The sequence below is a fragment of the Janthinobacterium sp. LM6 genome, from assembly GCF_002002885.1.
GTDB lineage: Bacteria > Pseudomonadota > Gammaproteobacteria > Burkholderiales > Burkholderiaceae_D > Janthinobacterium > Janthinobacterium kumbetense.
Map to the genome: position 1 here is coordinate 4,708,462 of NZ_CP019510.1, position 26,072 is coordinate 4,734,533.

Sequence of the window (26,072 nt, forward strand, 5' to 3'; positions counted from 1 at the left end):
GGCAAAATGTAGTCACGCTGCTATCTATCCGAACTGGGGGAAAGAGGAATGGTCGACCTGGAAGAACTACGCTATCTGGCACTGTCGTTTCCCGACGCCACCGAGGAAGAACACCACGACCGACCGGCCTTCCGCGTGGGCGGGAAGATCTTTGCCACCCTGCCCGATGACGAGCACATCAATGTGCTGCTCGATGCGGAAGCGGCGCATATCGCCACCGTCATCACGCCCTCCGGCTGCGAGAAGCTGTGGTGGGGCGAACGCCTGGCCGGCATCACGGTATGCCTGGCCGATGCCGAGCTGGACATGCTGGCCGCCGCCCTGACGGCCGCCTGGCGGCGCAAGGCACCCAGCGACCTGGCCAAGACCATCGCCCCGACGGGGTAGTTACATCGGCAGTTACATCGGCCAATTGCGCAGCAGCAAGCCCACCATCTGCTGCAATTGCTCACGCGATACGCCGGCCGCCGCCTGGATGGCCATGCCCTGCGACAGGGTCACGACGAAGCGCGCCTGCTGCTCCGGGCAGGAATCGGGCGGCAAATCCCCCTCTTCCTTCGCGCGCCGCAAGCGGTCGCGCAGCTTGATTTCACCGCGCAGCCGGCGCGCGAACAATTCATCGCGGATCGGCAAGGCATCGTCGCTGCAAGCCAGCGCCGCATTGACGCCCATGCAGCCGTGCGGGCCATCCGGCATGGTTTGCGCGTCGACATATTGCGTCAGCAACGCTTCCACCACCTGGCGCGCCGTCGGCTGTTCCAGCGCCGCATCGAAAAACCGCATGCGCGTATCGCTGTAGCGTTCGAGCGCCTTGTGGAACAATTGTTCCTTGTTGCCGAAGACGGCATACAGGCTGGGCCGGTTCATGCCCATGGCTTTCGTCAATTCCGGCAAGGAGCTGCCTTCATAGCCTTTTTCCCAGAATACTTTCATGGCGCAATCGAGCGCCTCGTCCGCGTCGAACGTGCGGGGCCGCCCCGTTTTCGCCTTGACCGCCTCTTCTTTTTTATCTTGTTTCATACCGTTCGGTAAAAAATTATTGACAACAATGTCCGACTGCCCTGATTATATACCGACCGGTTAAAAACCTCTCGGCTTTTCAGGAACCTCCCATGCATACACTTTCCAACGCTACCGACGACGATACCACCGTGGCGCCGTGGCTGGCCGTCTTATCCGTCGGCATCGGCGCCTTCGCCCTCGTCACTTCCGAATTCCTGCCCGTCGGCCTGCTGCCCGCCATGGCCGCCGAACTGGCCATCAGCAAGGGTCAGGCGGGCTTGATGATCACCACGCCCGGCATCGTTGCCGCATTTGCCGCCATCTTCGTCACCGTCGGCTCAGGCCGCCTGGACCGCCGCATCGTGCTGCTGGCCCTGACGGCCCTGCTGGTGGCCTCGAACCTGCTGGTGGCGCTGGCCCCTTCGTATGCGTGGATACTGCTGGGCCGCGCCATGCTGGGCGTGGGCGTGGGCGGCTTCTGGGCCATCGGCAGCGCCATCGGCCCGCGTCTGGTGGCGCCGCAACATGCCTCGCGCGCCATGTCCATCATCTTCGCCGGCGTCTCGCTGGGCACGGTAGCGGGCGTGCCGGCCGGCGCGCTGGTGGGCGAACTGGTGGGCTGGCGGGTCGCCTTCGGCACGGCCAGTGCCATTGCCGTGCTGGTCTTCCTCGGCCAACTGTTGCTGCTGCCCAAGCTGCCACCGACACAAGCCATCCGCCTGCGCCAGTTGCCGATGATCTTCGGCATCCGCAAGGCCAGGCTGGGCTTGATCGCTACGGCCATGCTGTTCACGGGCCAGTTCGCCGCCTACACGTATATCGCGCCCTTCCTCACGCAGATTTCGCACCTTGCCGCCGGCACCGTCAGCGCCATGCTGCTGGTATATGGCGCTTCCGGCTTCATCGGCAACCTCGTGGGCGGCTGGGCCGCCGGCCGCTACGAACGGGCCGCGCTGATGGCGACGGGCGCCGTGCTGGGCGCGTCCACCCTGGCCCTGGCCGCGTTCGGCAGCCATTCGCTCACGGCCATGCTGCTGGTGGCCGTCTGGGGTTTCGGTTTCGGCGCCATGCCGATCGCCGTGCAGACGTGGATGTTCAAGGCGGCGCCGGAGCTGATGGAGGGCAGCAGCGCGCTCTTCGTTGCCATCGTGCAAGTGTCGCTGGCGTCCGGCGCCTTGCTCGGTGGCGTGGCCGTCGACCGGCTGGGCGTGTCCAGCGCGATGGTGGTCGGCGGCCTGTTCGCCCTCGGCTGCGGCTTGACGATCGCCGTCTTCGGCAAGCCGCAGGCCGCCGCCAAGGCCGGCGCGGCCTGCATCGCCTCGTAGGAATCAGATGCGGCCGCGGCGGAATTCTCCGAGGAATTTCGTCACTTCGGCCGGCGTCATCACCACGTCCGCGTCGCCGTGATACGCATACAGGAAAGGCGTGCCGCCCAGGCGGTCCGTCAGCTTGGCAAAGAGTAAGAAGCGGCTGCCCAGCGGGTAGCGCTGCAAGTCCACCAGGCGGCGCGAGCACTGCACCGCCAGCTCCGGCGAAAAAGCCTGGCCCGGCACGGGGCGGATTTCCACGCGGCCATTAATCGCGCGCGATTCGACGGCGACGTGCCGGTATGCATAAGTATCACGGGCCATGCCGCCACCTTGAATGAAGTAAAGGCGCCATCTTAAGCGAAGTGGGCGCCTGCCGTGCTACTGCGGCACGATGCGCAACAGGCGGCCATTGTCTTCATCCGTCAGCGCGTACAGGTAGCCATCCGGCCCCTGGCGCACGTCGCGCACGCGCGCGCCGATGGCCAGGCGGTCCTGCCCCGTCACCTTGCCGTGCGCATCGACGGCAATGCGGCGGATATCCTTGGCCGCCAGGCCGCCGCTGAAGATGCTGCCGCGCCATGCGGCAATCTTGTCGCCCGTGTAGACGGCCAGTCCGGACGGCGCCGGCGACGGCACCCAGGCCACGCTCGGATTGCGCATGCCGGCCACTTCGTGCTTGCCGACCGGTTCATGCGTCGTGTAGTCGGCGCCATAGCTTTGCAGGGGCCAGCCATAGTTGCCGCCCGCCACCACCAGGTTCAGCTCATCGCCGCCGTACGGACCGTGTTCCGTGGCCCACACGCGGCCGGAAACGGGGTCGAGCGCCAGACCCTGCACGTTGCGGTGTCCATACGACCAGATTTCCGGCAAGGCGCCCTTGGCCGCCAGCGGATTGTCGGGCGCCGGCTTGCCGTCTTCCGTCAGGCGCAGGATGGAGCCCTGGTGCGTGGCCAGGTTTTGCGCCTGCTCGCGCGCCAGGCGGTCGCCTATGCGCAGCGGCGGATTGCCGCCGTCGGCCACGCTCATCAGCAAAGTGCCGTCCGGCAGCCACAGCAGGCGCGAGCCGAAGTGCTGGCCGCCGCTCTTGTCCGTGGCGACCTTGAAGAGGGTCTGGATGCCCGTCACCTTCTTGCCATCGAACACGCCACGCACGAGGGTCGTGCGATTGGCGTCATTGTTGCCGGTCGACAGCGTCATGTACACGCGCGGGTTCGGCTTGCCCGCATCCTGCGGGTGCAGCACGATATCGAGCAAGCCGCCCTGCCCGCCCGTGAAGACGGCGGGCAGGCCTTCCAATGGCACATCGGTGAACGTCTTGCCAGTGAGCAAATGCAAGGTCCCCTGCTTGCTGGTAACGAGCGCGCGCCCCTCGCCCAGCCAGGCGATGCCCCACGGCTGGCGCACGCCCTGCGCGACAGTCTCGGCCTTCCAGCCCTGTTTCGCGGCGGGCGGCTCGCCCGTGGCTTGCAGTTCGGCGTGGGCCGCTGGCGCGGCGGCCAGTGCCCATGCAAGCAAGATGCTGGTACGGCGTAGCTGGAACATGCTCTCTCCTGTCAGTGGTCGATAGTCGGTGGCGTATCAGGCGCGCAGCAGCAAGGCCACGGCTTCGGCCGCGATACCCTCTTCGCGGCCCAGATAGCCGAGTTTTTCATTCGTCTTGGCCTTGATGTTGACCTGGCCCACGGTCACGCCCAGGTCTTCGGCCACGTTGGCGCACATGGCGGCGATATGCGGCGCCATTTTCGGGCGCTGGGCGATGATGGTCGCGTCGATATTGCCGATGATATAACCGGTCGCCTGCACGCGGCGCACGGCTTCGCGCAGCAGGGTGCGCGAATCGGCGCCCTTGAATTGCGCATCCGTGTCGGGGAAATGGCGGCCGATGTCGCCCAGCGCGGCGGCGCCGAAGATGGCGTCCGTAATCGCGTGCAGCAATACGTCCGCGTCGGAATGGCCGAGCAAGCCCAGGTGATGGGGGATTTTCACGCCGCCGATGATCAGGTCGCGGTTTTCCACCAGCGCGTGGCAGTCATAGCCCTGGCCGATGCGGAAAGGCAGTACGGTAGTCGTTGTGTTCATGCGGGTCTCTCTGGAATTCAAGGGTTGGCCAGGTACAGCTCGGCCGTGTGGATGTCGCGCGGCAGGGTCACCTTCAGGTTGCGCGGGTGACCTTCGACCAGCCTGGGCGCCAGGCCCAGCGCTTCGACGGCGCTGGCGTCGTCGGTAATCGCTTGCGGATCGGGCGCTTCGGACAAGGCTTGGTGCAGCAAGGCGTAGGAAAACATTTGCGGCGTCTGCGCCAGCCACAGGCCGTCGCGCGGCACCGTCTGCGCCGACATGGTGGCGGCACCCGTGCCCTGCCCTGCCCGCTTGACGGTATCGACCACGGGCAAGGCCAGCAAGCCGCCGGCCGGATGGTCAGCGACTTCGGCGATAAGTTTTGCGATCAGCGCCGGCGTCAGGCCAGGGCGCGCCGCGTCGTGCACCAGCACCTGGTCGTGGGCATCGATGCTGCCGTGCAGCACCTGCAGGGCATTCAGTATCGTTTCCATGCGCGTGGCGCCGCCGCAGCGCAGCACAGTGACGCCTGAGCCTGCGCCCTGCCCCGGCACGACGGCGTCGATCTGGCCATCCTCGGCGCTGACGACGACATAGGTGTGCGCTATCAGGGGGCTGGCAAGAAAGGCGTCGAGCGCGTGGCGCAGCATGGGCTTGCCGGCGATGGGTAAATATTGCTTGGGACTGCCCGCTTCCATGCGCGCGCCCACGCCGGCGGCGGGGATCAGGGCAAAATAACGGGGGCGATTCGGTGCTGCTGTCATGCCATTCCTTGTCTAGTTGGCGGGCGCTGTCTTGCCCGCCAGGATATTCTGGATCTCACCATTGCACGCCTTGCCCAGGCGCGCATATTCCTGCGGAGAATCGATGGCCGCCTGCAAGATTTCCACCTTGCGCATTTCGGCCTTGACGTACGGCAACCAGCCCGTGTCGATCTCGCGCGCCAGCGCCGCCTTGGCCGTGCCGCTGGGCGCATACAGGGGCCGCGCCTCGAAGCGCTTCGCCAGCGCAGCGCGCACGGTCTTTTCCACGCGCGGCAAGTGTTCCATATAGGTTTTCATGTGCCGCAGCTCGTGCGCGAGTATCTCATCATACGCGCACGTGCCCGGCGCAAACTCGCGGCCGATATAGATCACCACGGGCGCATACGTGAGGGTCACGGTAATCTGCGGCGCGACGCATTCGTAGCCGCTGGCCGGGTCTTGCAGCATGGGGCCGGCCAGCGCGATCCGCACCTGCGAATCGGTCTTCGTCAAGCCCAGCACCCAGGTATTGGCGCGCGCCGTGCCCTTCATGACGGTCAGGGCCCTGTACGGCAGATGCGTGTCGATGCTGTAACCGTTCTGCTGCGCCGTCAGCACGGACACCGTCTTGCTGATCGTGTCTTCGCAGCGCACCTGGAACGGCGTGCGCGCCTGCGCCTGTGCACCCAAGGTGACACAGGCGAGCAGCAGAAAAAGCGCCGTGCGCATGCGCAGGATCAAGCCGGCTGCCAGGCGCCGCTGGTAATCTTGTCGAGCCAAAAGATGCCGATGACGGTTTTCACGTCCGTGATGGTGCCATCCTGGACCCAGTCGAGCAGCTGCGGCACGGTGGCCGTGAACGTCTCGAGGAATTCGCCTTCATCGAGCTGGCGTTCGCCGGCCACCAGGCCGCGCGCCAGGAACAATTCCAGGTGCTCATCCGAATACGCGATGGCGTTGTGGATGGTGGAAACGAATTGCCAGTCGCTGGCCGTGTAGCCCGTTTCTTCCAGCAACTCGCGCTGGGCGCAAGCCAGGTGCGATTCGCCCGCGTCGATCTTGCCGGCCGGGAATTCAATGAAGACCCGGTCCAGCGGATAGCGGTACTGGCGTTCCATCAGCACCGTGCCATCGTCGAGCAGCGGCAGGATGACGACGGCGCCCGGATGCAGGACGAATTCGCGCGCCGTGATCTTGCCGTCCGGCAGCGCAACCCGGTCGCGCTGCACGCGCAGGAAGCCGCCCTGGTAGACGAGCTCGCCGTCCACCTTGGTTTCAATCAGATTCGTATCCATGGAATTCCTTTATTCAATAAAAAACGGCGCCAGAGGCGCCGCTTTCGGAGGATGGTGCCTAACGGCGTTTACGCAGATAACGAGTCACAAAACCTGGGAAAGCCAGCACCAGGAACAGGCATCCCGTGATGGCATAGAACTCCCACGTCTGCGGGAAACCGTTGCCGATGCGCGCTTCGAGCGCGAACGCCACGGCGCCGACGATGAAGTACAGAATCACCATCTCCAGCAGGCGCAGCGCCAGCGGCTTGCGCCAGCCCTGCTCTGCCTGCGCCGCCTTTTTCAGGGGCACGGCGGCAAACAGTTTTTCGTTCAAGAATGGCAGGTTGGCGCCCAGGATGCCCAGGGCGATCACCAGCCAGCTCGATGCGGTGACATCCATCGATCAGGACGCCAGGGTCTTGGTGATGGCGGTCGCGCAGGCAGCCAGGATGCTGTTAGGCATCACACCGAGGGCCAGGACGAACACGCCGTTCAGGGCCAGCACGACGCGCATGTCGCCATGCACGACCAGCGCATTGCTGTCGCTTGGCTCGTCGAACCACATCATCTTGACCACGCGCAGGTAGTAGAAGGCGCCGATCAGCGAGAACAGCACGGCGGCGATGGTCAGCCACAGCTGGCCCGTGGCCAATACCGATGCCAGCACCGAGTACTTGGCCATGAAGCCCATCAGCGGCGGCACGCCGGCCAGCGAGAACATGAACAGGGTCATCACCAGCGCGAAGATCGGGCTGCGTTTGCCCAGGCCCTTGAAGTCGGCCAGTTCGTCTGCTTCGAAACCATTACGTGCCAGCAACATGATCACGCCGAAAGTACCCAGGGTGGTGAACACGTAGGTGATGACGTAGTACATCGAGGCGCCATAGGCGGTGGCTGCACCGGCCGCGTTCAGCGTGTTGTTCGGCGCATCCACGGTACCGGACAGCAAGCCCAGCAGAACGAAGCCCATTTGCGCGATGGTCGAGTACGCCAGCATGCGCTTCAAATTGGTTTGCGCGATCGCGGTGAAGTTACCGATGGCCAGCGACATCACGGCCAGCACCAGCAGCATTTGCTGCCAGTCATGTGCCATCGGCAGCAAGCCTTCGGCCAGCAAGCGCAGGGTGATGGCGAACGCGGCCAGTTTCGGCGCCGCACCCAGCAGCAGGGTCACGGCCGTCGGCGAACCTTGATACACGTCAGGCACCCACATGTGGAATGGCACGACGCCCAGTTTGAAGGCCAGGCCGGCGACCAGGAACACCAGGCCGAAGACCATGATGGTGCCGTTGGTCTTGCCGTTTTCCAGCGCCACGCGCAGTTCGCCCAGGTCCAGCGTGCCGGACGCGCCGTACAGCATCGAGATACCGTACAACATGAAACCGGAAGCCAGTGCGCCCAGGATGAAGTACTTCATGGCCGCTTCCGTGGCCTTGGCATTGTCACGGCGCAAGGCGATCAGTGCGTACAGCGACAGCGACATCAGTTCCAGACCCAGGTAGATGATCAGGAAGTTGTTGGCCGAGATCATGATCATCTGGCCCAGCAGTGCAAACAGGGCCAGCACGTAGAACTCGCCGCCCAGGTTGCCCGACAGCATGCTGCGGTCGGTGGCGTAGGCACGCGAGTAGATCAGGGTCAGCGCCACGGCGCCGTACGAGAACAGTTTCAGCAACTGCGACATCGGGTCCGACACGAACATGTTATGGAACGTGTAGACGGTGGTGCCCGCATTGAAGTCGCCCACGGTCAGCAAGGCGCAGCCGGCCAGGGTCAGCAAGGCCAGCACGTAAGTGATCGAACGCTTCGCCGCAGGCAAGAACATATCGATCAGCAAGAGCGCCGACGTGGCGATCAGCAGAAAGATTTCCGCGTACAGCGGTACCAGATTAGGTGCATTAGTCATGTTATCGGTCTTCTATTTAAGGCAACTTGCTGATGGCGACATGCTGCAGCAGGTCGGCAACCGAAGTTTGCATCGTGTCGGTGAACGGGGCTGGGTACAGACCCATCACGAGCACGGCGATGGCCAGCACAGCAAGCATGAAGAATTCACGTTTGTTGATGTCGGTCAATTCGGCCACGTGCTTGTTCTTGATCTTGCCGAACACCACGCGCTTGGCCATCCACAGCGAGTACGCCGCGCCCCAGATCAGTGCCGTTGCAGCCAGCAGACCGATCCAGAAGTTGAATTTCACCGCGCCCAGGATCACCATGAACTCGCCGACGAAACCGGACGTGGCTGGCAGACCGCAGTTGGCCATCGAGAACAGCACGAAGAAGGCGGCAAATTTCGGCATGCGGTTCACGACACCGCCGTAGTCGGCGATGTTGCGGGTATGCATGCGGTCATACAGCACGCCGATGCACAGGAACATCGCGCCGGAGATGAAGCCGTGCGAAACCATCTGCACGATACCGCCCTGCACCGAGATGTCGTTGAACATGAAGAAGCCCAGGGTCACAAAGCCCATGTGCGCGATCGACGAATAGGCGACCAGTTTTTTCATGTCGGTTTGCACCAAGGCAACCAGACCGATGTAGATGACGGCGATCAGCGACAAGGCGATCATGAAGCCCGACAGGTAGTGGCTGGCGTCTGGCGTGATCGGCAGCGAGAAACGCAGGAAGCCGTAGGCGCCCAGTTTCAGCATGATGGCGGCCAGCACGGCGGAACCGCCCGTTGGCGCTTCCACGTGGACGTCCGGCAACCACGTATGCACCGGGAACATCGGCACCTTGACGGCAAACGCCATCAGGAAGGCCAGGAAGATGAAGATCTGTTCGTTCATCGTCAGCTTGAACGCGTGCCAGGCCAGGATGTCGAAGGTACCCGACACATTGCGCAGGTAAATGATGGCAACCAGGGTCAGCAGCGAACCGAAGAAGGTGTACAGGAAGAACTTGAACGACGCGTACACGCGGTTCGAACCACCCCAGATACCGATGATGATGAACATCGGGATCAGGGTTGCTTCAAAGAAGAAGTAGAACAGCAAGCCGTCCAGCGCGCAGAACACGCCGATCATCAGGCCCGACAGGATCAGGAAGGAGCCCATGTACTGGGCGATGCGCTTCTCGATCACTTGCCATGCGGAAATGACGACGATGACGGTGATGAAGGCCGTCAGTGGCACGAACCACAGGGACAGGCCGTCGATACCCAGCGAGTACCAGATATTGAAGGTTTCAATCCACGGTGCTTTTTCGACGAATTGCATGCCGTGTGCGGCGTTGTCGAAATGCTGGATCAGCGGCAAGGTGCACAGCATGCTGAGCACGGCGCCAGCCAGCGACAGCCAGCGGGTAAAGCCCGCTTTGCTGTCACGGCCGAGAGCCAGGATCAGGACGCCGCAAATGATCGGCACCCAGATCGACAGACTCAGGTAAGGAGGTAGTGTAGAAATCGTAGACTGCATCATGGTTCTCAGTATTCTTTTATCAGGTCAGCTTACTTAGCGGGCCAGAATGGCAGGAAATAGATCAGGAAGCCCAGCACGCCCAGGATCATCACGAATGCATAGTGATAGATGTAGCCGGTCTGCAACACTCGCGACAGCGAGGACAGCCAGGCGACGACCTTGGCGCTACCGTTGACCAGCAGGCCATCGATCAGCTTCTTGTCACCGAAGTTCCACAGGCCATTACCCAGCAAGCGGGCACCGCCGGCGAACACGACTTCATTGAACTTGTCCATGTAGTACTTGTTGTCCAGCAGGGTGTGGATCGCGTGGAACTTGGCAAAGAACCAGGCCGGTACACGCGGGTTGACCATGTAGCAGTAGTAGGCTGCCACCACGCCGGACAATGCCAGCCAGAACGGTGCCGTCGACAGGCCGTGGATCGCCATCGCCATTGCGCCGTGGAATTCATGCGACAACTCTTCCATTGCTGGATGGTTTTCGCCCACAAAAATCACGCCCTTGAAGAAATCGCCATGCAGCATCGGGCCGATCGTCAGGTAACCGATGATCAGCGAAGGAATCGCCAGCATCACCAGCGGGAACCACACGACGAACGGCGATTCATGCGGCTTCTGGCCAGGTTCCAGACCGTGGTGCGCGTGGTCGTCTTCCTCTTCTTCATGGTGGTCGTCATGTGCATGGGCATCATGCTTCGCAGCAGGCGCGTGGTGGTCGTCATGACCGTGCGCATGCGCCTGGCCAAAACGTTCCTTGCCGTGGAAGACGAGGAAATACATGCGGAACGAGTAGAAGGCGGTAACGAACACGCCAGCCAGCACGGCGAACTGGGCAAAGCCAGCGCCCCAGATGTGCGTCGCTTCGACGGCTTCGATGATGCTGTCTTTCGAGTAGAAACCGGAGAACAGCGGCGTGCCGATCAGGGCCAGCGAACCGACCAGGGACGTGATCCAGGTGATCGGCATGTATTTGCGCAGGCCGCCCATGTTGCGGATGTCCTGGTCGTGGTGCATGCCGATGATGACGGAACCGGCGCCCAGGAACAGCAGTGCCTTGAAGAATGCGTGCGTCATCAGGTGGAACACGGCCACGGAGTACGCGGACGAACCCAGCGCGACGGTCATGTAACCGAGCTGCGACAGGGTCGAGTAAGCAACGACGCGCTTGATGTCGTTCTGGATGATGCCCAGGAAGCCCATGAACAGCGCCGTGATGGAGCCGATCACCAGGATGAAGGACAGTGCCGTGTCGGACAGTTCGAACAGCGGCGACATGCGCGAGACCATGAAGATACCGGCCGTCACCATCGTCGCGGCGTGGATCAGTGCCGAAATCGGGGTAGGACCTTCCATCGAGTCAGGCAGCCACACGTGCAGCGGGAATTGCGCCGACTTGCCCATCGCGCCGATGAACAGGCAGATGCAGGCGACGGTCAGCAGGGCCCAGTCGGTACCTGGCAGGCTCAACAGCGCGAGTTCGTCTTTCTTGGCGAACACTTCCTGGTAGTTCATGGTGCCGGCGTAGGCCAGCAGCAGGCCGATGCCCAGGATGAAGCCGAAGTCGCCCACGCGGTTGACGAGGAAAGCCTTCATGTTGGCCACGATGGCCGTCGGACGCTGGTACCAGAAACCGATCAGCAGGTAAGAGACCAGGCCCACGGCTTCCCAACCGAAGAACAGTTGCAGGAAGTTGTTGGCCATGACCAGCATCAACATCGAGAACGTGAACAGCGAGATATAGGCGAAGAAGCGGTTGTAGCCTTCATCATCCTTCATGTAACCGATCGTGTAGATATGCACCATCAGGGAAACGAAGGTGACCACGCACATCATCATCGCCGACAGCGAATCGATCTGGAAGCCCACTTCCATCTTCAGGGTGCCGATCGTCATCCAGTTATAGATCGTGCCATTGAATGTCGCGCCATCCATCACTGCCAGCAATGTCTGCACGGACAGGATGAACGCAATCAGTACGCCCAGGATCGTCGCAGTATGCGACGTCTTGCGTCCGACCAAATTACCCAGGAACTGGGTGCCAAGCAAGCCTGCAATCGCGGCACCGGCCAGCGGCGCCAGCGGTACGGCAAGAAGGAGGTTAGGGTTGAGGAGTTGCCCCGCCATGATGAACCTTAATCGTTATTATTCGAGAGATCGAGTCTGAAAAACATCAGCCTTTGAGGCTGTCCAGGTCTTCGACGTTGATGGTATCCAGATTACGGAACATCACCACCAGAATAGCCAGACCGATAGCCGACTCAGCGGCGGCAACCGTCAGGATGAAGAAAACGAAGATCTGACCGGCCGCGTCGCCCATGAAATGGGAGAACGCGATGAAATTCATATTCACCGCCAGCAGCATCAATTCGATTGCCATCAGCAATACGATGATGTTCTTGCGGTTCAGGAAAATACCGACGATCGAGATTGCGAACAGGATCGCGCCCAGGACCAGAAAATGTGTGAGCGATAATGTCATGGTGCCTCCTTAACTTCCGGCTCAGCCGCAGGACGCTCGACGACCGCGTCCATCTTGATGATCTTCAGGCGGTCGTTGCGCTTGACGCGTACCGCATCGCCTGGAGCAAAATGCTTGGTGTCCTTGCGTTTGCGCAAAGTCAGTGCAACCGCGGCAACGATGGCCACCAGCAGCACGACGGCGGCGATCTCGAAGGCGAACACATATTTCGTGTAGATCAGCAGGCCCAGTTCCTTGGTGCCGCCCAGGTTGACGTTCACCGGAGCGATGCTAGGCGCAAAGTTGCGGAAACCGTGCCACAGGACAGCGGCCATTTCCAGCACGATGATCACGCCCACCGTCACGGACAATGGCAGATAGCCCCAGAAACCTTCGCGCATGCGGTCGATATTGATATCGAGCATCATGACCACGAAGAGGAACAGCACCATCACGGCGCCGACATACACCAATACCAGCACGATGGCCAGGAATTCAGCTTGCAGCAGCATCCAGATGCCCGCTGCGGAAAAGAAGGACAGTACCAGGAACAGTACTGCGTGGACCGGATTACGGGCCGTGATGACGCGCGTCGCTGCCAGAATCAAGATCAGCGCGAAGGCGTAAAACAAAATTGTTTTAAAGTCCATAAAAAACCCAATAGACGTACAGATGAACGAGGGGCGCGCCGCAGCTGGTCAGCTGCGGCGCATCCATCAGCGATAAGGTGCGTCGGCGGCGCGCGCAGCGGCGATGTCATTTTCATAACGATCGCCTACGGCCAGCAACATCTCTTTCGTGTAATACAAATCCCCGCGTTTCTCGCCGTGGTATTCCAGGATTTGCGTCTCGACGATCGAATCGACCGGGCAGGACTCTTCGCAGAAACCGCAGAAGATGCACTTGGTCAAGTCAATATCGTAACGCGTGGTGCGGCGCGAGCCGTCGTCACGCTGTTCCGATTCGATCGTGATGGCCATCGCCGGGCAAACCGCTTCGCACAGTTTGCAGGCGATGCAACGTTCCTCGCCGTTAGGGTAGCGGCGCAGCGCGTGCAAGCCACGGAAACGCGGCGAGATCGGTGTCTTCTCTTCCGGGAATTGCACCGTGATCTTGCGCGAAAACATGTACTTGCCTGTCAACGCCATGCCCTTGATCAGCTCGCCTAACAAGAGGCTGCTGAAGAAATCTTTTACCTTATCCATTCGTATGCACTCTCTTACTTCCAAATATTCCAGGATGTCTGCATCCAGGCAGCGACGAAGACCAGGTAGACCAGCGTCAACGGGATAAACACTTTCCAGCCGAGGCGCATGATCTGGTCATAACGGTAGCGTGGGAAAGTACCGCGTACCCAGATGAACACCGACACGATGAAGAAGGTCTTGGCGAACAACCAGAAGAAGCCGCCGAAACCACCCCAGAACTCAAGGAAAGCAAATGGTGCGGACCAGCCACCGAGGAACATGATCGAAGCCAGGGCGCCGATCAGGATCATGTTGGCGTATTCGGCCAGCATGAACATGGCGTAGGCCATGCCCGAATATTCAACCATGTGGCCGGCAACGATTTCCGACTCGCCTTCGACGACGTCGAACGGGTGGCGGTTGGCTTCAGCCAGGCCCGACACCAGGTAGATGACGAACATCGGCAGCAGCGGCAGCCAGTTCCACGACAGGAAGTTCACGCCCTTGTCGGCGAAGAAGCCGATTTGCTGGCCGCCGACGATGTCGATGAAGTTCAGGCTGCCCGAGACCATCAGCACGATGACCATCACGAAGCCCATCGGGATTTCATACGAAATCATCTGTGCCGAAGCGCGCATGGCGCCCATGAACGAGTACTTCGAGTTCGAAGCCCAGCCGGCGATGATGATGCCGTAGACTTCCATCGAGGTAATCGCCAGCAGCATCAGCAAGCCGGCGTTGACGTTGGCCAGCACGGCTTGCGGACCGAACGGCACGACCGACCAGGCGGCCAGGGCCGGCATGATGGTCATGATCGGGCCGATCACGAACAGGCCCTTGGCGGCCTTGGACGGGATGATGATCTCTTTGAACAAGAGTTTCAGCGCATCGGCGATCGGCTGCAGCAAGCCCAGAGGGCCGACGCGGTTCGGGCCGACGCGGATCTGGATCCAGCCGATCAGTTTGCGTTCCCACAAGGTCAGGTATGCAACCAGACCCATCAGCGGCAACAGCACGCACAGGATCTTGATCAGGGTCCAGAAGAACGGCCACGAGCCGCCCAGCAGATCCTGGCCGCTGCTGTTGATGACGTTTACAAATTCAGGCAGAGCCATCAGATTTTCCCCTCTGCTGTTTCAACTGTGATGTCACCGAACATGCCGCCCAGGCTGGCCGTCGAGGCATGCGCCGCCGACACTTTGACCACATTGGCTGGCAGGCCGGCATGAAGTGCCGCCACCAGGATGGCGCTGCCGGAGCCTTGCGCCACTTTGACCTTGTCGCCCGCCTTGATGCCCAGCTTTTCAGCCAATGCCGGCGACAGATGGGCTTGCGGCGCGGCGCCGTCGACCGTGCGCAGCAGCGGTTCGGAGCGGCGTACCAGCGCGTCGGCGAAGTAGATCGGCACGTCGGCGATGCGTTGCAGCGCTGGCGAAGCCGGTGCGTAGCTTGCCGCTTCCGGTGCATTTTTCGCGATGTTGTTCAGCTGTGCCGACAGATCGGTCACGCCGGCACCAAACGCTTCGTCGCGGATCGCTTCGGAGGTGTCGTAGTCGAAACCGGCCAGGCCCAGGATGTTGCCCAGGACGCGCAGCACTTTCCAGGCTGGACGGGTGTCGGCCAGCGGTTTCACGGTGCCGTTGAAGCTTTGCGCGCGGCCTTCGCAGTTGACGAAGGTGCCCGAGGTTTCAGCGAACGGGGCGATCGGCAGCAAGACGTCGGCGTAATCCATGCCGTGCTTGAAGGCGGACATCGCCACGACCATGTCGGCGCCATCCAGGGCGGCGCGGGCCGCTTGCGGATTGGCGGCATCGAGTTCCGGCTCGGCGTGCAGCAGCACGTAAGCTTTCTTCGGCACGGCAAAGGCAGCTTGCACGTTGGCGCGCGGCTTGGCGACCAGGTGCGCGCCAACCGTATTGGCCGCTTCCGTCAGGTAACCGAGCTTGGCGCCCGTCTGTTCGGCGATCCATTGCGCGGCAGCATGCAGTTGCGATGCTTGCGGGTGTTGCGTTGCGGCATTACCCAGCAGCACGGCGCCGTGGTCGCCGGCCATCAGGCTGGCGGCAATCGCGACAGCCACGTCCGAAGCGGTGACCGCTTCGTAACCGGCTGGCGCGGCGATTTCTTTCGCTTTAGCAACAGCGACGACCACTTCCGACAAGGCTGCCAGCCAATCGCTCGGCGCGACAATCATCTTGTTGGCGATGGTGATCAGTTGATCATCGTCGGAGGCGTGCAGGATCGACAGCTTGGCGCCGCCCTTGACGGACGCGCGCAAACGCGTGGCCAGCAATGGGTGGTCCTTGCGCAGGAACGAGCCGATGACGAAGGCGCGCTTGATCTGGCCAAATTCGCTGATCGGCATGCCCAGCCATGGCTTGACGCCGGCGTCCAGCGCGAAGTCGGTCTGGCGCAGGCGGAAGTCGACGTTCTCGGAACCGAGACCGTGGGCGACTTTTTGCAGCAGGACCAGCTCTTCGACGGTCGAATGCGGCGTTGCCAGCGCGGCGATGGCGTCGGCGCCATGCTCGTGCTTGATATTTTTCAAACCGTGCGCCACGTATTCCAGCGCGGTCTGCCAATCGACTTCTTTCCACTCGTTGCCTTGCTTCAGCATCGGGGATGTCAGGCGTTCGGCACTGTCCAGCGCTTCGTACGAGAAACGGTCCTTGTCCGAGATCCAGCACTCGTTGACGGCTTCGTTTTCCAGCGGCAATACGCGCTTGACCTTGCCAGCTTTCACTTGCACGATCAGGTTCGAACCCAGGCCGTCATGCGGGCTGACCGATTTGCGGCGCGACAGTTCCCACGTACGGGCGCTGTAGCGGAACGGCTTCGACGTCAGCGCGCCGACCGGGCACAGGTCGATCATGTTGCCCGACAGTTCGGAGTCGACCGTCTGGCCCACGAAGGACACGATTTCCGAGTGTTCGCCGCGGCCGATCATGCCCAGTTCCATCACGCCGGCCACTTCCTGGCCAAAGCGTACGCAACGGGTGCACTGGATGCAGCGCGACATTTCCTGCATGGACACCAGCGGACCGGCTTCCTTTGGCTGCACGACGCGCTTGTCTTCCTTGTAGCGCGATTCGCTCTTGCCGTAACCCACAGCCAGGTCTTGCAACTGGCATTCGCCGCCCTGATCGCAGATAGGGCAATCGAGCGGGTGGTTAATCAGCAAGAATTCCATGACCGACTTTTGCGCCTGCACAGCTTTATCGCTGGCGGAGCGCACGATCATGCCGGCACTGACCGGGGTCGCGCAAGCGGGCAAAGGCTTGGGCGCCTTTTCCACTTCGACCAGGCACATGCGGCAGTTCGCTGCGATCGACAATTTCTTGTGATAGCAGAAGTGCGGAATGTAGGTTCCCAATTTGTTGGCGGCGTCCATCACCATGCTACCAGCAGGGACTTCGACTTTTTTGCCGTCTATTTCGATTTCAACCATGGTGATCGTTACCTGACGCAGCTTAGATATATGCGGGCACTAAGCAATGCTTGTGCTCGATATGATATTCAAATTCTTCACGGAAATTCTTAATGAAGGCCCGTACCGGCATGGCAGCCGCATCGCCCAGCGCGCAAATGGTGCGGCCCTGGATGTTGTCGGCGATCGAGTTGAGCATGTCCAGGTCGTCTGGACGACCCTGCCCCTGCTCGATGCGGTGCACCATGCGGTACATCCAGCCTGTGCCTTCACGGCAAGGCGTACACTGGCCGCACGATTCTTCAAAGTAGAAGTAGGACAGGCGTTCCAGCGCCTTTACCATGCAGCGTGTTTCGTCCATCACGATGACGGCGCCCGAACCCAACATCGAACCGGCTTTCGCGATCGAGTCGTAGTCCAGGTCGGTCTGCATCATGATGTCGCCGCGGATCACCGGAGCGGACGAACCGCCAGGGATCACGGCCTTGATCTTTTTACCACCGCGCATGCCGCCTGCCAGTTCCAGCAGGGTCGCAAACGGGGTGCCGAGCGGCACTTCGTAGTTGCCCGGTTTTTCCACGTCGCCCGAGATCGAGAAGATCTTCGAACCGCCGTTGTTCGGCTTGCCCATCGCCAGGTATTTCTCTGGACCGATGTTCAGCACGAATGGCACGGCCGCGAAGGTTTCCGTGTTGTTGATCGTCGTCGGCTTGCCGTACAGGCCAAACGAGGCAGGGAAAGGCGGCTTGAAGCGCGGCTGGCCTTTCTTGCCTTCCAGCGACTCCAGCAGGGCCGTTTCTTCGCCGCAGATGTAGGCGCCATAACCATGGTGCGCATGCAACTGGAACGAGAACTCGCTGCCCATGATCTTGTCGCCGAGGAAACCGGCGGCGCGCGCCTCTTCCAGCGCTTCTTCGAAACGCAGGTATTCCTGGAAGATTTCACCGTGGATATAGTTATAGCCGACGGTGATGCCCATCGCGTAAGCGCCAATGGCCATGCCTTCGATCAGGGCATGGGGATTGTAACGAATGATGTCGCGGTCCTTGAAAGTGCCCGGTTCGCCTTCATCTGTATTGCAGACGAGGTATTTTTGACCCGGGAACTGGCGCGGCATGAAGCTCCACTTCAAGCCGGTAGGGAAACCCGCGCCGCCACGGCCGCGCAAGGACGAAGCCTTGAGGTCGGCGATGATCTGTTCCGGCGTGATTTTCTCTTCCAGGATACGCCGCAGGGCACTGTAGCCGCCGCGGTTCACATAATCTTGCAAATGCCAGTTCTTGCCATCCAGATCCTTCAGGATCAATGGATCGATATGGCGGTTGTGGAGTGACGTCATTTCTTGAGTTCCTCCAGCATGGCGTCGATCTTCTCGTTCGACATCCAGCTGCACATGGTTTTATTACTGACCAGCAAGACAGGCGCATCGCCGCACGCACCCATGCACTCGCCTTCAACCAGGGTGAACTGGCCGTCAGGGGTGGTTTCGCGGAAATCGATACCCAGCTTCTGCTTCAGGTAGTCTGCAGCGCGCACGCCGCCCGACAGGGCGCATGGCAGGTTGGTGCACACGGTGATCTTGTGCTTGCCCACTGGTTTCACGTTGTACATATTGTAGAACGTGGCCACTTCCTGCACGGCAATCGCCGGCATGCCGATGTAATCGGCCAGTTCCTTCATGGTTTCCGGTGCCAGCCAGCCCAGTTCATCCTGGGCATGGGCCAGCGCGGCCATGACGGCGGATTGACGCTGGTCGGCCGGGTACTTGGCCAACTCACGGTCAATTTTCTTATAGCATTGCTCTGATAACAACATACTTTTTGCCTCTTAGCGGTCAATACTGCCGAACACGATATCTTGCGTCCCGATGATGGTCACGGCGTCGGCAAGCATGTGCCCACGCGCCATCTCGTCGAGCGACTGCAAGTGGGCGTAGTCTGGCGCGCGCAGTTTCATGCGGTACGGCTTGTTGGCGCCATCGGACACCAGGTACACGCCGAACTCGCCCTTCGGATGTTCCACGGCACTGTAGGCCTCGCCTGGCGGCACGTGGAAACCTTCCGTAAACAGCTTGAAGTGGTGAATCAGCGATTCCATGTTGGTCTTCATGTCGACGCGGCCCGGAGGCGCCACCTTGCGGTTGCTGGTCATGACAGGACCTTCATTGTTGCGCAGCCACTCCACGCATTGCTTGATGATACGGTTCGACTGGCGCAGCTCTTCCACGCGGACCAGGTAGCGGTCGTAGCAATCGCCGTTGGTGCCGATAGGAATGTCGAAATCCATCAGGTCGTACACTTCGTACGGCTGTTTCTTGCGCAAGTCCCACTGCACGCCCGAGCCGCGCAGCATGGCGCCCGTAAAGCCCATGGCCAGCGCATCTTCCGGCGAGACCACGCCGATGCCGACGGTACGCTGTTTCCAGATACGGTTGTCGGTCAGCAAGGTTTCGTACTCGTCCACGGAGTTCGGGAAACGGCGCGCGAAGTCTTCGATGAAGTCCAGCAGCGAGCCCTGGCGATTTTCATTCAGCTTGCCGATGGCCTTGGCGTTGCGGATGATCGAGGCCTTGTGCTGCGGCATCGCGTCCGGCAGGTCGCGGTACACGCCGCCCGGGCGGTAGTAGGCTGCGTGCATGCGCGCGCCCGACACTGCCTCGTAGGCGTCAAACAAGTCTTCGCGGTCGCGGAAGCAATACAGGAACGGGCCCATGGCGCCAACGTCCAGCGCGTGGGTGCCGAGCCACATCAAGTGATTCAGGATGCGCGTCATCTCGTCGAACATGACGCGGATGTATTGCGCGCGCAGCGGCACTTCCAGGCCCAGCATCTTTTCGATGGCCATCACGTACGCATGTTCATTGCACATCATCGACACATAGTCGAGACGGTCCATGTACGGCACGGATTGCAGGTAGGTCTTCTGTTCGGCCAGCTTTTCGGTGGCGCGGTGCAGCAGGCCGATATGCGGGTCGGCGCGCTGGATGACTTCGCCATCCATCTCCAGCACCAGGCGCAGCACACCGTGCGCGGCCGGATGCTGTGGCCCAAAGTTCAGGGTGTAGTTCTTAATCTCAGCCATTATTTCATCCCGTAATGTTCTTCGCGGATCACGCGCGGCACGTTTTCCCGCGGCTCGATCGTCACGGGCTGGTAAATCACGCGCTTTTGTTCCGGATCGTAACGCATCTCGACATAGCCGGAGACGGGGAAATCCTTGCGGAACGGATGGCCGATAAAGCCGTAATCGGTCAGCAGGCGGCGCAAGTCGTTGTGGCCTTCGAAGAGGATGCCCAGCAGGTCGAATGCTTCGCGCTCGTACCAGTTGACGGCGCGCCAGATGCCGACCACGGAGGGCAGCAGCGGCATGTCGTCGTCCGGCGCGAACACGCGCACGCGCACGCGCCAGTTGTGCTTGACCGACAGCAAGTGCGAAACGGCCGCGAAACGCAGGCCATCCCAGCTGCCGTCGCCATAGGTCGAGTAGTCGACACCGCACAGGTCGAGCAATTGCTCGAAATGCAGGCTCGGATCGTCGCGCAAGGTCAGCATCACGGCCAGGTAGTCCTCGGCCTTGACGACCAGGGTGACTTCGCCCAGCGCAACTGTCGTGCTAACGCGATCGCCCAGGGCAGTGCCGAGGGCGTTTTGCAATACTTCTAAATGTGTTGTCATAATCTGAAGCGGCCCCGTTAGCGTGCGATCGTGCTGGTACGCTTGATCTTGTTCTGCAACTGCATGATGCCGTACAGCAAGGCTTCAGCGGTCGGAGGACAGCCAGGCACATACACGTCGACGGGCACGATGCGGTCGCAACCGCGCACCACGGAATAGGAGTAATGGTAGTACCCGCCGCCGTTGGCGCAGGAACCCATCGAGATGACCCAGCGTGGCTCTGCCATCTGGTCGTAGACCTTGCGCAGGGCCGGCGCCATCTTGTTGCACAGGGTGCCGGCAACGATCATGACGTCGGACTGACGCGGCGACGGACGAAACACGACGCCGAAACGGTCCATATCGTAGCGGGCTGCGCCCACATGCATCATTTCGACCGCACAGCAGGCCAGACCGAACGTCATCGGGAACATAGACCCGGTGCGCGCCCAGTTGATCAGCTTGTCGGCCGAGGTGGTGATGAAACCTTCGCTTAATACGCCTTCAATAGCCATGGCTTATTCCCAGTCAAGGGCACCTTTCTTCCAAATGTACCAAAATCCGACCACGAATTCAGCGATGAACACCATCATCGTGACGAAACCGGCCCAGCCCAGGTCGCGCATTGCAACGCCCCATGGGAAAAAGAATGCCGTTTCCAGATCGAACAAAATAAACAGGATTGCGACCAGATAGTAGCGCACATCAAATTTCATGCGCGCGTCTTCGAATGCTTCAAAGCCACATTCGTACGGGGAGAGTTTTGCTGCGTCGGGCTTGTTAGGGCCTAACAGGCGCCCCAGGAGCTGGGGAGCGATACCGACACCAAGGCCGATAATAATGAACAGCAGGACGGGGAAGTAATTTTCGAGGTTCACGATTGATGAGCTTATATTGAACGATCGGTTAAATGAGGACGCTGCGATCATTTGCAGCGTATCTAACGCACGACCCCAATCAAAGCTAAGACCAGGATCGAACGACACATCCTCGTAAAAAAAGCCAGCAACTTTGTACGAGCCATGGCTCGTGCGCCGTTGCTGGCTTCTGATTTCTGGTGCCGACGACGAGACTCGAACTCGTACAGCTTTCGCCACTACCCCCTCAAGATAGCGTGTCTACCAATTTCACCACGTCGGCGGTAAGGCCCGTATTCTACTCTGCTTTGCCGCTAAAGTTAATGCACAAATGCATCAAAACACAGATAAAAACGATAAATTTTTACATCTTCCAGCGCGCCACGATTTTTTCCTGCCGCACTGCTAAAACATTGAGCAATAATCTGCCCGTAATGAGAATTACTCTCGATGAGGTATCGAGTTAATACAGAATTACTTCGGAATCGCGCCGGCCGGGGTGCTGGCAACCGGTGCCGCCGCTGCAGGAGCGCTGGCCGCTGGTGCCGCAGGGGCTGCAGGCACCGTCGTCGGGATCGCGCCCGCGCCGGTAACCGGCACTGGCTTGACGACTTTATCCATCACGCCGCCGCCCACCGTGGTGGCGCGCTGATTGGCCATCAGCGACAGAGCCAGGGTGGCGCCGAAAAAGATCGCGGCGGCAACGCCCGTCGATTTCGACATGAAGTTCGACGAACCCGTCGCACCGAACAGGCTGCCCGAGGCGCCCGAACCGAAGGCGGCGCCCATGTCGGCGCCCTTACCGTGCTGCAACAACACCAGCGCGATAATCGACAATGCCGAAATAACCTGTACTACCACTACCAGATTGAACATCATGTTCATTGCAATTCCATTCTTAGTTTAAAGTAATTCAATCAGCGGCGTGAATAATCGCCAGGAAATCCGCCGCCTTCAATGCTGCTCCACCGATCAGACCGCCATCGATATCCGGCATCGCCATCAATTCTTTTGCGTTCTCCGGCTTCATGCTGCCGCCGTACAGGATCTGCACGCCGGCGGCCGCTACCGCATTCTTTTCTGCCAGCTGGGCGCGCAATACCTGATGCACGTCCTGCGCCATTTGCGGCGTGGCGGTCTTGCCCGTGCCGATGGCCCAGACCGGCTCGTAGGCCAGCACTAGTTTCGCCACGTCGTCGGCGGAAATGGCCGCCAGCACGGCGCCCAGCTGCTGCTCCACCACGGCATTGGTCTGGCCCGCTTCGCGCTGCGCCAGGGTTTCGCCGATGCAGACGATAGGCGTGATGCCCGCCGCCAGCGCCGCAACCGTCTTGGCCGCCACCTGCGCATCGCTCTCGCCATGGTAGGCGCGGCGCTCGGAATGCCCGATCACCACATAGCCGCAGCCGAAATCCTGCAGCATGGCGGTCGAGATTTCTCCCGTGTAGGCGCCGCCGGCATGCGCGGACACATCCTGCGCACCCCAGCCAAGGGCCGTGCCTGCCAATTGCGCCTGGCACTGCGCCAGATACGGCGCAGGCACGCAGACGGCGCTGGCGGCGCCAGAGGCAGCCAGGCCAGCAACTATTTCAGACAATAACACCGCGTTCGAGGTGCGACTGCCGTTCATTTTCCAATTTCCGACGACGAGTTTGCGACGCATAGTAGCCTAAATTCTAATAACCCGTCATTCTAACTCCGGCACCGATGCCGGTCAAACAGGCAGTGCCCCGTTTCAGGCAACTTGCAACATGATCTTGCCCACGTGCGTGCTCGCTTCCATCAAGGCATGCGCCTCGTTGGCTTTTTCCAACGGGAAAGTTTGATGGATCACGGGCTTGATCTTGCCCGCCTCGATCAGCGGCCAGACGGTCGCGCGCAGGTGGTTCGCGATGGCCGCCTTGAAGGCAACGGAACGGGGACGCAAGGTGGAACCTGTCACCGTCAGGCGACGGCGCAGCAAGGCACCCAGGTCCAGCTCCGCCTTGCTGCCGCCCTGCACGGCGATCAGGCCGATGCGGCCATCGTCGGCCAGGCAATCGATTTCGCGCGGCAGGTAGTCGCCGCCCACCATGTCGAGGATGACGTCGACGCCTTTGCCATCAGTCAATTCCTTGACGACGGCGACGAAATCTTCCGTGCGGTAATTGATGCCCCGTTCGGCGCCCAGCGCCTCGCAGGCGCGCGCCTTCTCGTCGCTGCCCGCCGTGGCGAACACGCGGTGACCGAGCGCGGCCGCCAATTGAATGGCCGTCACGCCGATGCCGGACGTGCCGCCCTGCACCAATAACGTTTCGCCATCGGCCAGCGCGCAGCGGTCGAAGACATTGCTCCAGACGGTAAAGAAGTTTTCCGGCAAAGACGCGCCTTCCAGCGCCGTCAAGCCCTTGGGCAAGGGCAGGCACTGGCCGGCGGGCGCGGCGCAGTATTCGGCATAGCCGCCGCCCTGCACCAGCGCGCAGACCAGGTCGCCTTTTTTGAATTCAGTGTTGCTGAAATCGCCATCGACGACTTCGCCCGCCACTTCCAGGCCCGGCAAGTCGGAGGCGCCGGCGGGCGGCGCGTACTTGCCCAGGCGCTGCAGCACGTCGGGACGGTTGATGCCGGCCGCGTGCACCTTGATCAGCAGTTCGCCCGCCTTATATTGCGGCATGGGACGTTCCGCGATCTGCAAAACGTCGGCGGGACCTGGCTGGCTGATGGCAACTGCACGCATGGCGGGACTCTCTCAAGGGAAAACGGCGATTGTACGCCAAGCCGCCCTCCCCTGCAGACCACCGCCCCTCTTAACCGGCGCCCGTCTTCGACTGGCGCGGCAAGGGCGTGCCCGGCTTCCATTTCGCCGACAGGGCTTGCCCTTCCTCGACTTGCTCATGCGTCATCTTGCGCACCACGGCGGCGCGCTGGTCGGCCGCATTCGCGTTGCCATTCGCCGCCGCCAGGTTCCACAGCATGTAGGCGATGACGTTGTCCTGCTGCACGCCGCCCATGTGGTAGCGGTACATCAGGCCCAGCACCTGCTGCGCCTCGGCATGATTCTGCTCGGCCGCCTTGCGGAACCAGCCGACGGCCTGTTTATGGTCCTGCAGCACGGCGTTGCCCGTGTAATACATGGCGCCCACCACGTACTGGGCGTCGGCCTTGCCCTGCTCGGCCGCCTTGCGGTGCCAGAACATGGCTTGCTTGTAATCCTGCGGCAAGCCCCGCCCCATGTAATACATCAAGCCCAGCAAATGCTGGGCATCGGCGTTGCCGGTCTTAGCAAGGGGCAATATTTCCTTGTAGGCCAGCGCGTAATTCTTGTTGTTGTAGGCGCTGGCGCCTTCGGCGAAGCCAGCCCGCGCGGGTAGCTGTATCGTCAACAGCATGAGTAATGTAATGATCAGTTTTTTCATCGGAATGGGATGTGGTCTGACTGCTTATTCTTGTCCTGCCGAAGGCCTGCGGCAGGATGCTTTTACTTCCAGCTAACTTTGCCCAGGCCCTCGACGCTGACATCGCGGTTGACCGGCTTGCCGTACACCACCACCGAACCGAGCCCGCTCAAGTTCAGCTTGGCATTCGTATGGGCATTCACCGTGGCGTTGCCCAGGCCGCTCAATTCCAGGTTCACGGCATCGGCTTCGAATTGCTGCGCATTCAGGCTGCCCAGGCCGCCCAGGCTGGCCTTCAGGAGTCGTCCGCGTCCGCCCAGCACCACCGAGCCGGCGCCCTGCAAGTCCAGCTCGGCCCGCTCATTGTTACCTATCCATATCTGCATGCTGCCCACGCCGCCCAGGCTGGCATTGAGCTTGCGGTAGTCGCCCACCAGCTTGATGCTGCCCGCCCCTTCCAGCGACAGGGTCAGTTCCTCGCCCTTGAAGCCCGTGATGTCCGTGCTGCCGAAGCCTTCCGAGCTCAGCTCGCGCAAATTCGGCAGGACCAGATCGGCGCGGATCGACGAAGGGCCGATCTTGAAGCCGCGCACTTCCGTTTCGATGTGCAGGGTATCGCCGCTTTGCGCCGTGCTGACATCGGCGATGTAGCGCTTGTCGGCCGTGATGCTCAGCGAAGGCACGTTGCCCTGGCGAATGCGCACTTCCATCACGCCGTCGAGCTTGACCCTCACCACGCGGGCGTCGACGTTGCGCATTTCCAGCAAGCGGGTCTCGGCGGCCGCGCCGCGCACCAGGCCCAGAGTCGCCAGGAACAGCAGCGCCAGTTGCAGTGTCTTTTTCATGTAGTGCATCCTCGGTATCTTGTTTTTATGTGTCGCGTCGCCCTCGTGGGGCTCGCGCGCATTCTCACTGGCCGCCACTGTAGCAGCAGCAAAAATTGCTGACAATCAATTATGCAAAACGGGCTTTTTCCAAGGCAGTCAGGCGCTTGGCCTTGACCACCACCACTTGCATGGCCGCCTTGTTCGCCGGCGCGGCCAGGGTGACCGTGGAACTGGCCACTTGCAGGGCCGGGGCGGCCGGGGCGATGGCGTAGCAGCTGGCGCCGAGCAGGATGGCGGCGGCAACGGCGATGACTTCCATGTTTTTAGCGACGTTCATTTGAATCTCCTCGGGTGTCTGGCAGTGGGCTTGCGGTATGGTGTCACTATAGCCATACCGCTCCCGGCAGACACGCCGATTGCGACGAACTGCGCTTTTGGCAGGCTGGCCTGACAAAAACGCGGATAAACGTCGATTTAC

Annotated in this window: 30 protein-coding genes and 1 tRNA gene; 2 read left to right on the forward strand and 29 right to left on the reverse strand. The window is 61.1% G+C overall.

Annotation, left to right across the window (positions count from 1 at the left end):
• Positions 1–48: 48 nt before the first annotated feature.
• The gene (locus tag BZG29_RS20600) at positions 49–387 is read left to right on the forward strand and encodes an MmcQ/YjbR family DNA-binding protein (RefSeq protein WP_077407033.1); all 339 of its coding nucleotides are present in this window, start codon (positions 49–51) and stop codon (positions 385–387) included.
• A 12-nt stretch (positions 388–399) separates the two neighbouring features.
• Here BZG29_RS20600 and BZG29_RS20605 read toward each other — a convergent pair whose 3' ends face one another.
• Positions 400–1,020: a TetR/AcrR family transcriptional regulator gene (locus tag BZG29_RS20605; RefSeq protein WP_077407037.1), complete on the reverse strand. Its 621-nt coding sequence runs from the start codon at positions 1,018–1,020 to the stop codon at positions 400–402.
• Positions 1,021–1,112: 92 nt separating this feature from the next.
• On the opposite strand from BZG29_RS20605, the gene BZG29_RS20610 reads away from it, so the two are divergent.
• Complete coding sequence (locus BZG29_RS20610; protein ID WP_077407040.1) at positions 1,113–2,327, forward strand: MFS transporter; 1,215 nt, start codon at positions 1,113–1,115, stop codon at positions 2,325–2,327.
• A gap of 3 nt (positions 2,328–2,330) precedes the next feature.
• Here the strand turns inward: BZG29_RS20610 and BZG29_RS20615 are convergent, their stop codons facing one another.
• From BZG29_RS20615 to BZG29_RS20750, 28 genes are all read right to left on the reverse strand, one after another.
• Positions 2,331–2,633, reverse strand: coding sequence for a hypothetical protein (locus BZG29_RS20615; RefSeq protein ID WP_170846310.1), 303 nt, complete (start codon positions 2,631–2,633; stop codon positions 2,331–2,333).
• Positions 2,634–2,690: 57 nt separating this feature from the next.
• Positions 2,691–3,854 carry a PQQ-dependent sugar dehydrogenase gene (locus BZG29_RS20620; RefSeq protein WP_077407046.1) on the reverse strand — a complete coding sequence of 388 codons (1,164 nt, stop codon included), beginning with the start codon at positions 3,852–3,854 and terminating at the stop codon, positions 2,691–2,693.
• 36 nt (positions 3,855–3,890) lie between these two features.
• A complete protein-coding gene (gene ispF / locus BZG29_RS20625; protein ID WP_077407050.1) occupies positions 3,891–4,391 on the reverse strand; it encodes a 2-C-methyl-D-erythritol 2,4-cyclodiphosphate synthase in 501 nt (166 codons plus the stop codon).
• Between the two features lie 17 nt (positions 4,392–4,408).
• Entirely contained in the window at positions 4,409–5,134 is a 726-nt protein-coding gene (gene ispD / locus BZG29_RS20630; protein ID WP_077407053.1) for a 2-C-methyl-D-erythritol 4-phosphate cytidylyltransferase, read from the reverse strand.
• 12 nt (positions 5,135–5,146) lie between these two features.
• Complete coding sequence (locus BZG29_RS20635) at positions 5,147–5,893, reverse strand: hypothetical protein (protein WP_366928671.1); 747 nt, start codon at positions 5,891–5,893, stop codon at positions 5,147–5,149.
• Positions 5,851–6,408, reverse strand: coding sequence for an NUDIX hydrolase (locus BZG29_RS20640; protein ID WP_077407059.1), 558 nt, complete (start codon positions 6,406–6,408; stop codon positions 5,851–5,853). Before BZG29_RS20640 ends, BZG29_RS20635 begins: the two co-directional genes overlap by 43 nt.
• A gap of 58 nt (positions 6,409–6,466) precedes the next feature.
• On the reverse strand, positions 6,467–6,790 hold the full coding sequence (locus BZG29_RS20645; protein WP_070288753.1) for a DUF2818 family protein: 324 nt from the start codon (positions 6,788–6,790) through the stop codon (positions 6,467–6,469).
• 3 nt (positions 6,791–6,793) lie between these two features.
• Complete coding sequence (gene nuoN, locus BZG29_RS20650) at positions 6,794–8,296, reverse strand: NADH-quinone oxidoreductase subunit NuoN (protein WP_076567089.1); 1,503 nt, start codon at positions 8,294–8,296, stop codon at positions 6,794–6,796.
• A 16-nt stretch (positions 8,297–8,312) separates the two neighbouring features.
• Positions 8,313–9,812, reverse strand: coding sequence for an NADH-quinone oxidoreductase subunit M (locus BZG29_RS20655; RefSeq protein WP_077407062.1), 1,500 nt, complete (start codon positions 9,810–9,812; stop codon positions 8,313–8,315).
• 29 nt (positions 9,813–9,841) lie between these two features.
• Positions 9,842–11,935 carry an NADH-quinone oxidoreductase subunit L gene (gene nuoL / locus BZG29_RS20660; RefSeq protein ID WP_035820513.1) on the reverse strand — a complete coding sequence of 698 codons (2,094 nt, stop codon included), beginning with the start codon at positions 11,933–11,935 and terminating at the stop codon, positions 9,842–9,844.
• A 46-nt stretch (positions 11,936–11,981) separates the two neighbouring features.
• Entirely contained in the window at positions 11,982–12,290 is a 309-nt protein-coding gene (nuoK, locus tag BZG29_RS20665) for an NADH-quinone oxidoreductase subunit NuoK (protein WP_010399724.1), read from the reverse strand.
• Positions 12,287–12,919, reverse strand: a complete 633-nt coding sequence (locus tag BZG29_RS20670; RefSeq protein WP_034779507.1) for an NADH-quinone oxidoreductase subunit J — start codon at positions 12,917–12,919, stop codon at positions 12,287–12,289. Before BZG29_RS20670 ends, nuoK begins: the two co-directional genes overlap by 4 nt.
• A gap of 66 nt (positions 12,920–12,985) precedes the next feature.
• Positions 12,986–13,474: an NADH-quinone oxidoreductase subunit NuoI gene (nuoI, locus tag BZG29_RS20675; protein WP_010399726.1), complete on the reverse strand. Its 489-nt coding sequence runs from the start codon at positions 13,472–13,474 to the stop codon at positions 12,986–12,988.
• A gap of 14 nt (positions 13,475–13,488) precedes the next feature.
• Positions 13,489–14,571, reverse strand: a complete 1,083-nt coding sequence (nuoH, locus tag BZG29_RS20680; RefSeq protein WP_071076363.1) for an NADH-quinone oxidoreductase subunit NuoH — start codon at positions 14,569–14,571, stop codon at positions 13,489–13,491.
• Positions 14,571–16,904, reverse strand: a complete 2,334-nt coding sequence (nuoG, locus tag BZG29_RS20685; protein WP_077407065.1) for an NADH-quinone oxidoreductase subunit NuoG — start codon at positions 16,902–16,904, stop codon at positions 14,571–14,573. The genes nuoH and nuoG overlap by 1 nt, the downstream gene beginning before the upstream one ends.
• Positions 16,905–16,926: 22 nt before the next feature.
• Complete coding sequence (nuoF, locus tag BZG29_RS20690) at positions 16,927–18,222, reverse strand: NADH-quinone oxidoreductase subunit NuoF (RefSeq protein ID WP_010399729.1); 1,296 nt, start codon at positions 18,220–18,222, stop codon at positions 16,927–16,929.
• Complete coding sequence (gene nuoE, locus BZG29_RS20695; protein WP_034779513.1) at positions 18,219–18,698, reverse strand: NADH-quinone oxidoreductase subunit NuoE; 480 nt, start codon at positions 18,696–18,698, stop codon at positions 18,219–18,221. Before nuoE ends, nuoF begins: the two co-directional genes overlap by 4 nt.
• A 12-nt stretch (positions 18,699–18,710) precedes the next feature.
• Positions 18,711–19,964 carry an NADH-quinone oxidoreductase subunit D gene (locus tag BZG29_RS20700; protein ID WP_034749992.1) on the reverse strand — a complete coding sequence of 418 codons (1,254 nt, stop codon included), beginning with the start codon at positions 19,962–19,964 and terminating at the stop codon, positions 18,711–18,713.
• A complete protein-coding gene (locus tag BZG29_RS20705) occupies positions 19,964–20,557 on the reverse strand; it encodes an NADH-quinone oxidoreductase subunit C (protein ID WP_077407068.1) in 594 nt (197 codons plus the stop codon). Before BZG29_RS20705 ends, BZG29_RS20700 begins: the two co-directional genes overlap by 1 nt.
• Positions 20,558–20,574: 17 nt before the next feature.
• Positions 20,575–21,051: an NADH-quinone oxidoreductase subunit B family protein gene (locus BZG29_RS20710; RefSeq protein ID WP_010399733.1), complete on the reverse strand. Its 477-nt coding sequence runs from the start codon at positions 21,049–21,051 to the stop codon at positions 20,575–20,577.
• A gap of 3 nt (positions 21,052–21,054) precedes the next feature.
• The gene (locus tag BZG29_RS20715; RefSeq protein WP_010399734.1) at positions 21,055–21,414 is read right to left on the reverse strand and encodes an NADH-quinone oxidoreductase subunit A; all 360 of its coding nucleotides are present in this window, start codon (positions 21,412–21,414) and stop codon (positions 21,055–21,057) included.
• A gap of 177 nt (positions 21,415–21,591) precedes the next feature.
• Positions 21,592–21,676 (reverse strand) — tRNA-Leu (locus BZG29_RS20720).
• Between the two features lie 191 nt (positions 21,677–21,867).
• Positions 21,868–22,278: a preprotein translocase subunit SecG gene (gene secG, locus BZG29_RS20725; protein ID WP_070255615.1), complete on the reverse strand. Its 411-nt coding sequence runs from the start codon at positions 22,276–22,278 to the stop codon at positions 21,868–21,870.
• 28 nt (positions 22,279–22,306) lie between these two features.
• Positions 22,307–23,056, reverse strand: a complete 750-nt coding sequence (gene tpiA / locus BZG29_RS20730) for a triose-phosphate isomerase (RefSeq protein ID WP_077407071.1) — start codon at positions 23,054–23,056, stop codon at positions 22,307–22,309.
• A 72-nt stretch (positions 23,057–23,128) separates the two neighbouring features.
• A complete protein-coding gene (locus BZG29_RS20735) occupies positions 23,129–24,109 on the reverse strand; it encodes an NAD(P)H-quinone oxidoreductase (protein WP_077407074.1) in 981 nt (326 codons plus the stop codon).
• 70 nt (positions 24,110–24,179) lie between these two features.
• Positions 24,180–24,788: a tetratricopeptide repeat protein gene (locus BZG29_RS20740; RefSeq protein WP_077407077.1), complete on the reverse strand. Its 609-nt coding sequence runs from the start codon at positions 24,786–24,788 to the stop codon at positions 24,180–24,182.
• A 62-nt stretch (positions 24,789–24,850) separates the two neighbouring features.
• Positions 24,851–25,612, reverse strand: a complete 762-nt coding sequence (locus tag BZG29_RS20745; RefSeq protein ID WP_034779536.1) for a DUF2807 domain-containing protein — start codon at positions 25,610–25,612, stop codon at positions 24,851–24,853.
• Between the two features lie 109 nt (positions 25,613–25,721).
• Positions 25,722–25,931, reverse strand: coding sequence for a hypothetical protein (locus BZG29_RS20750; protein ID WP_077407080.1), 210 nt, complete (start codon positions 25,929–25,931; stop codon positions 25,722–25,724).
• Positions 25,932–26,072 lie beyond the last annotated feature (141 nt).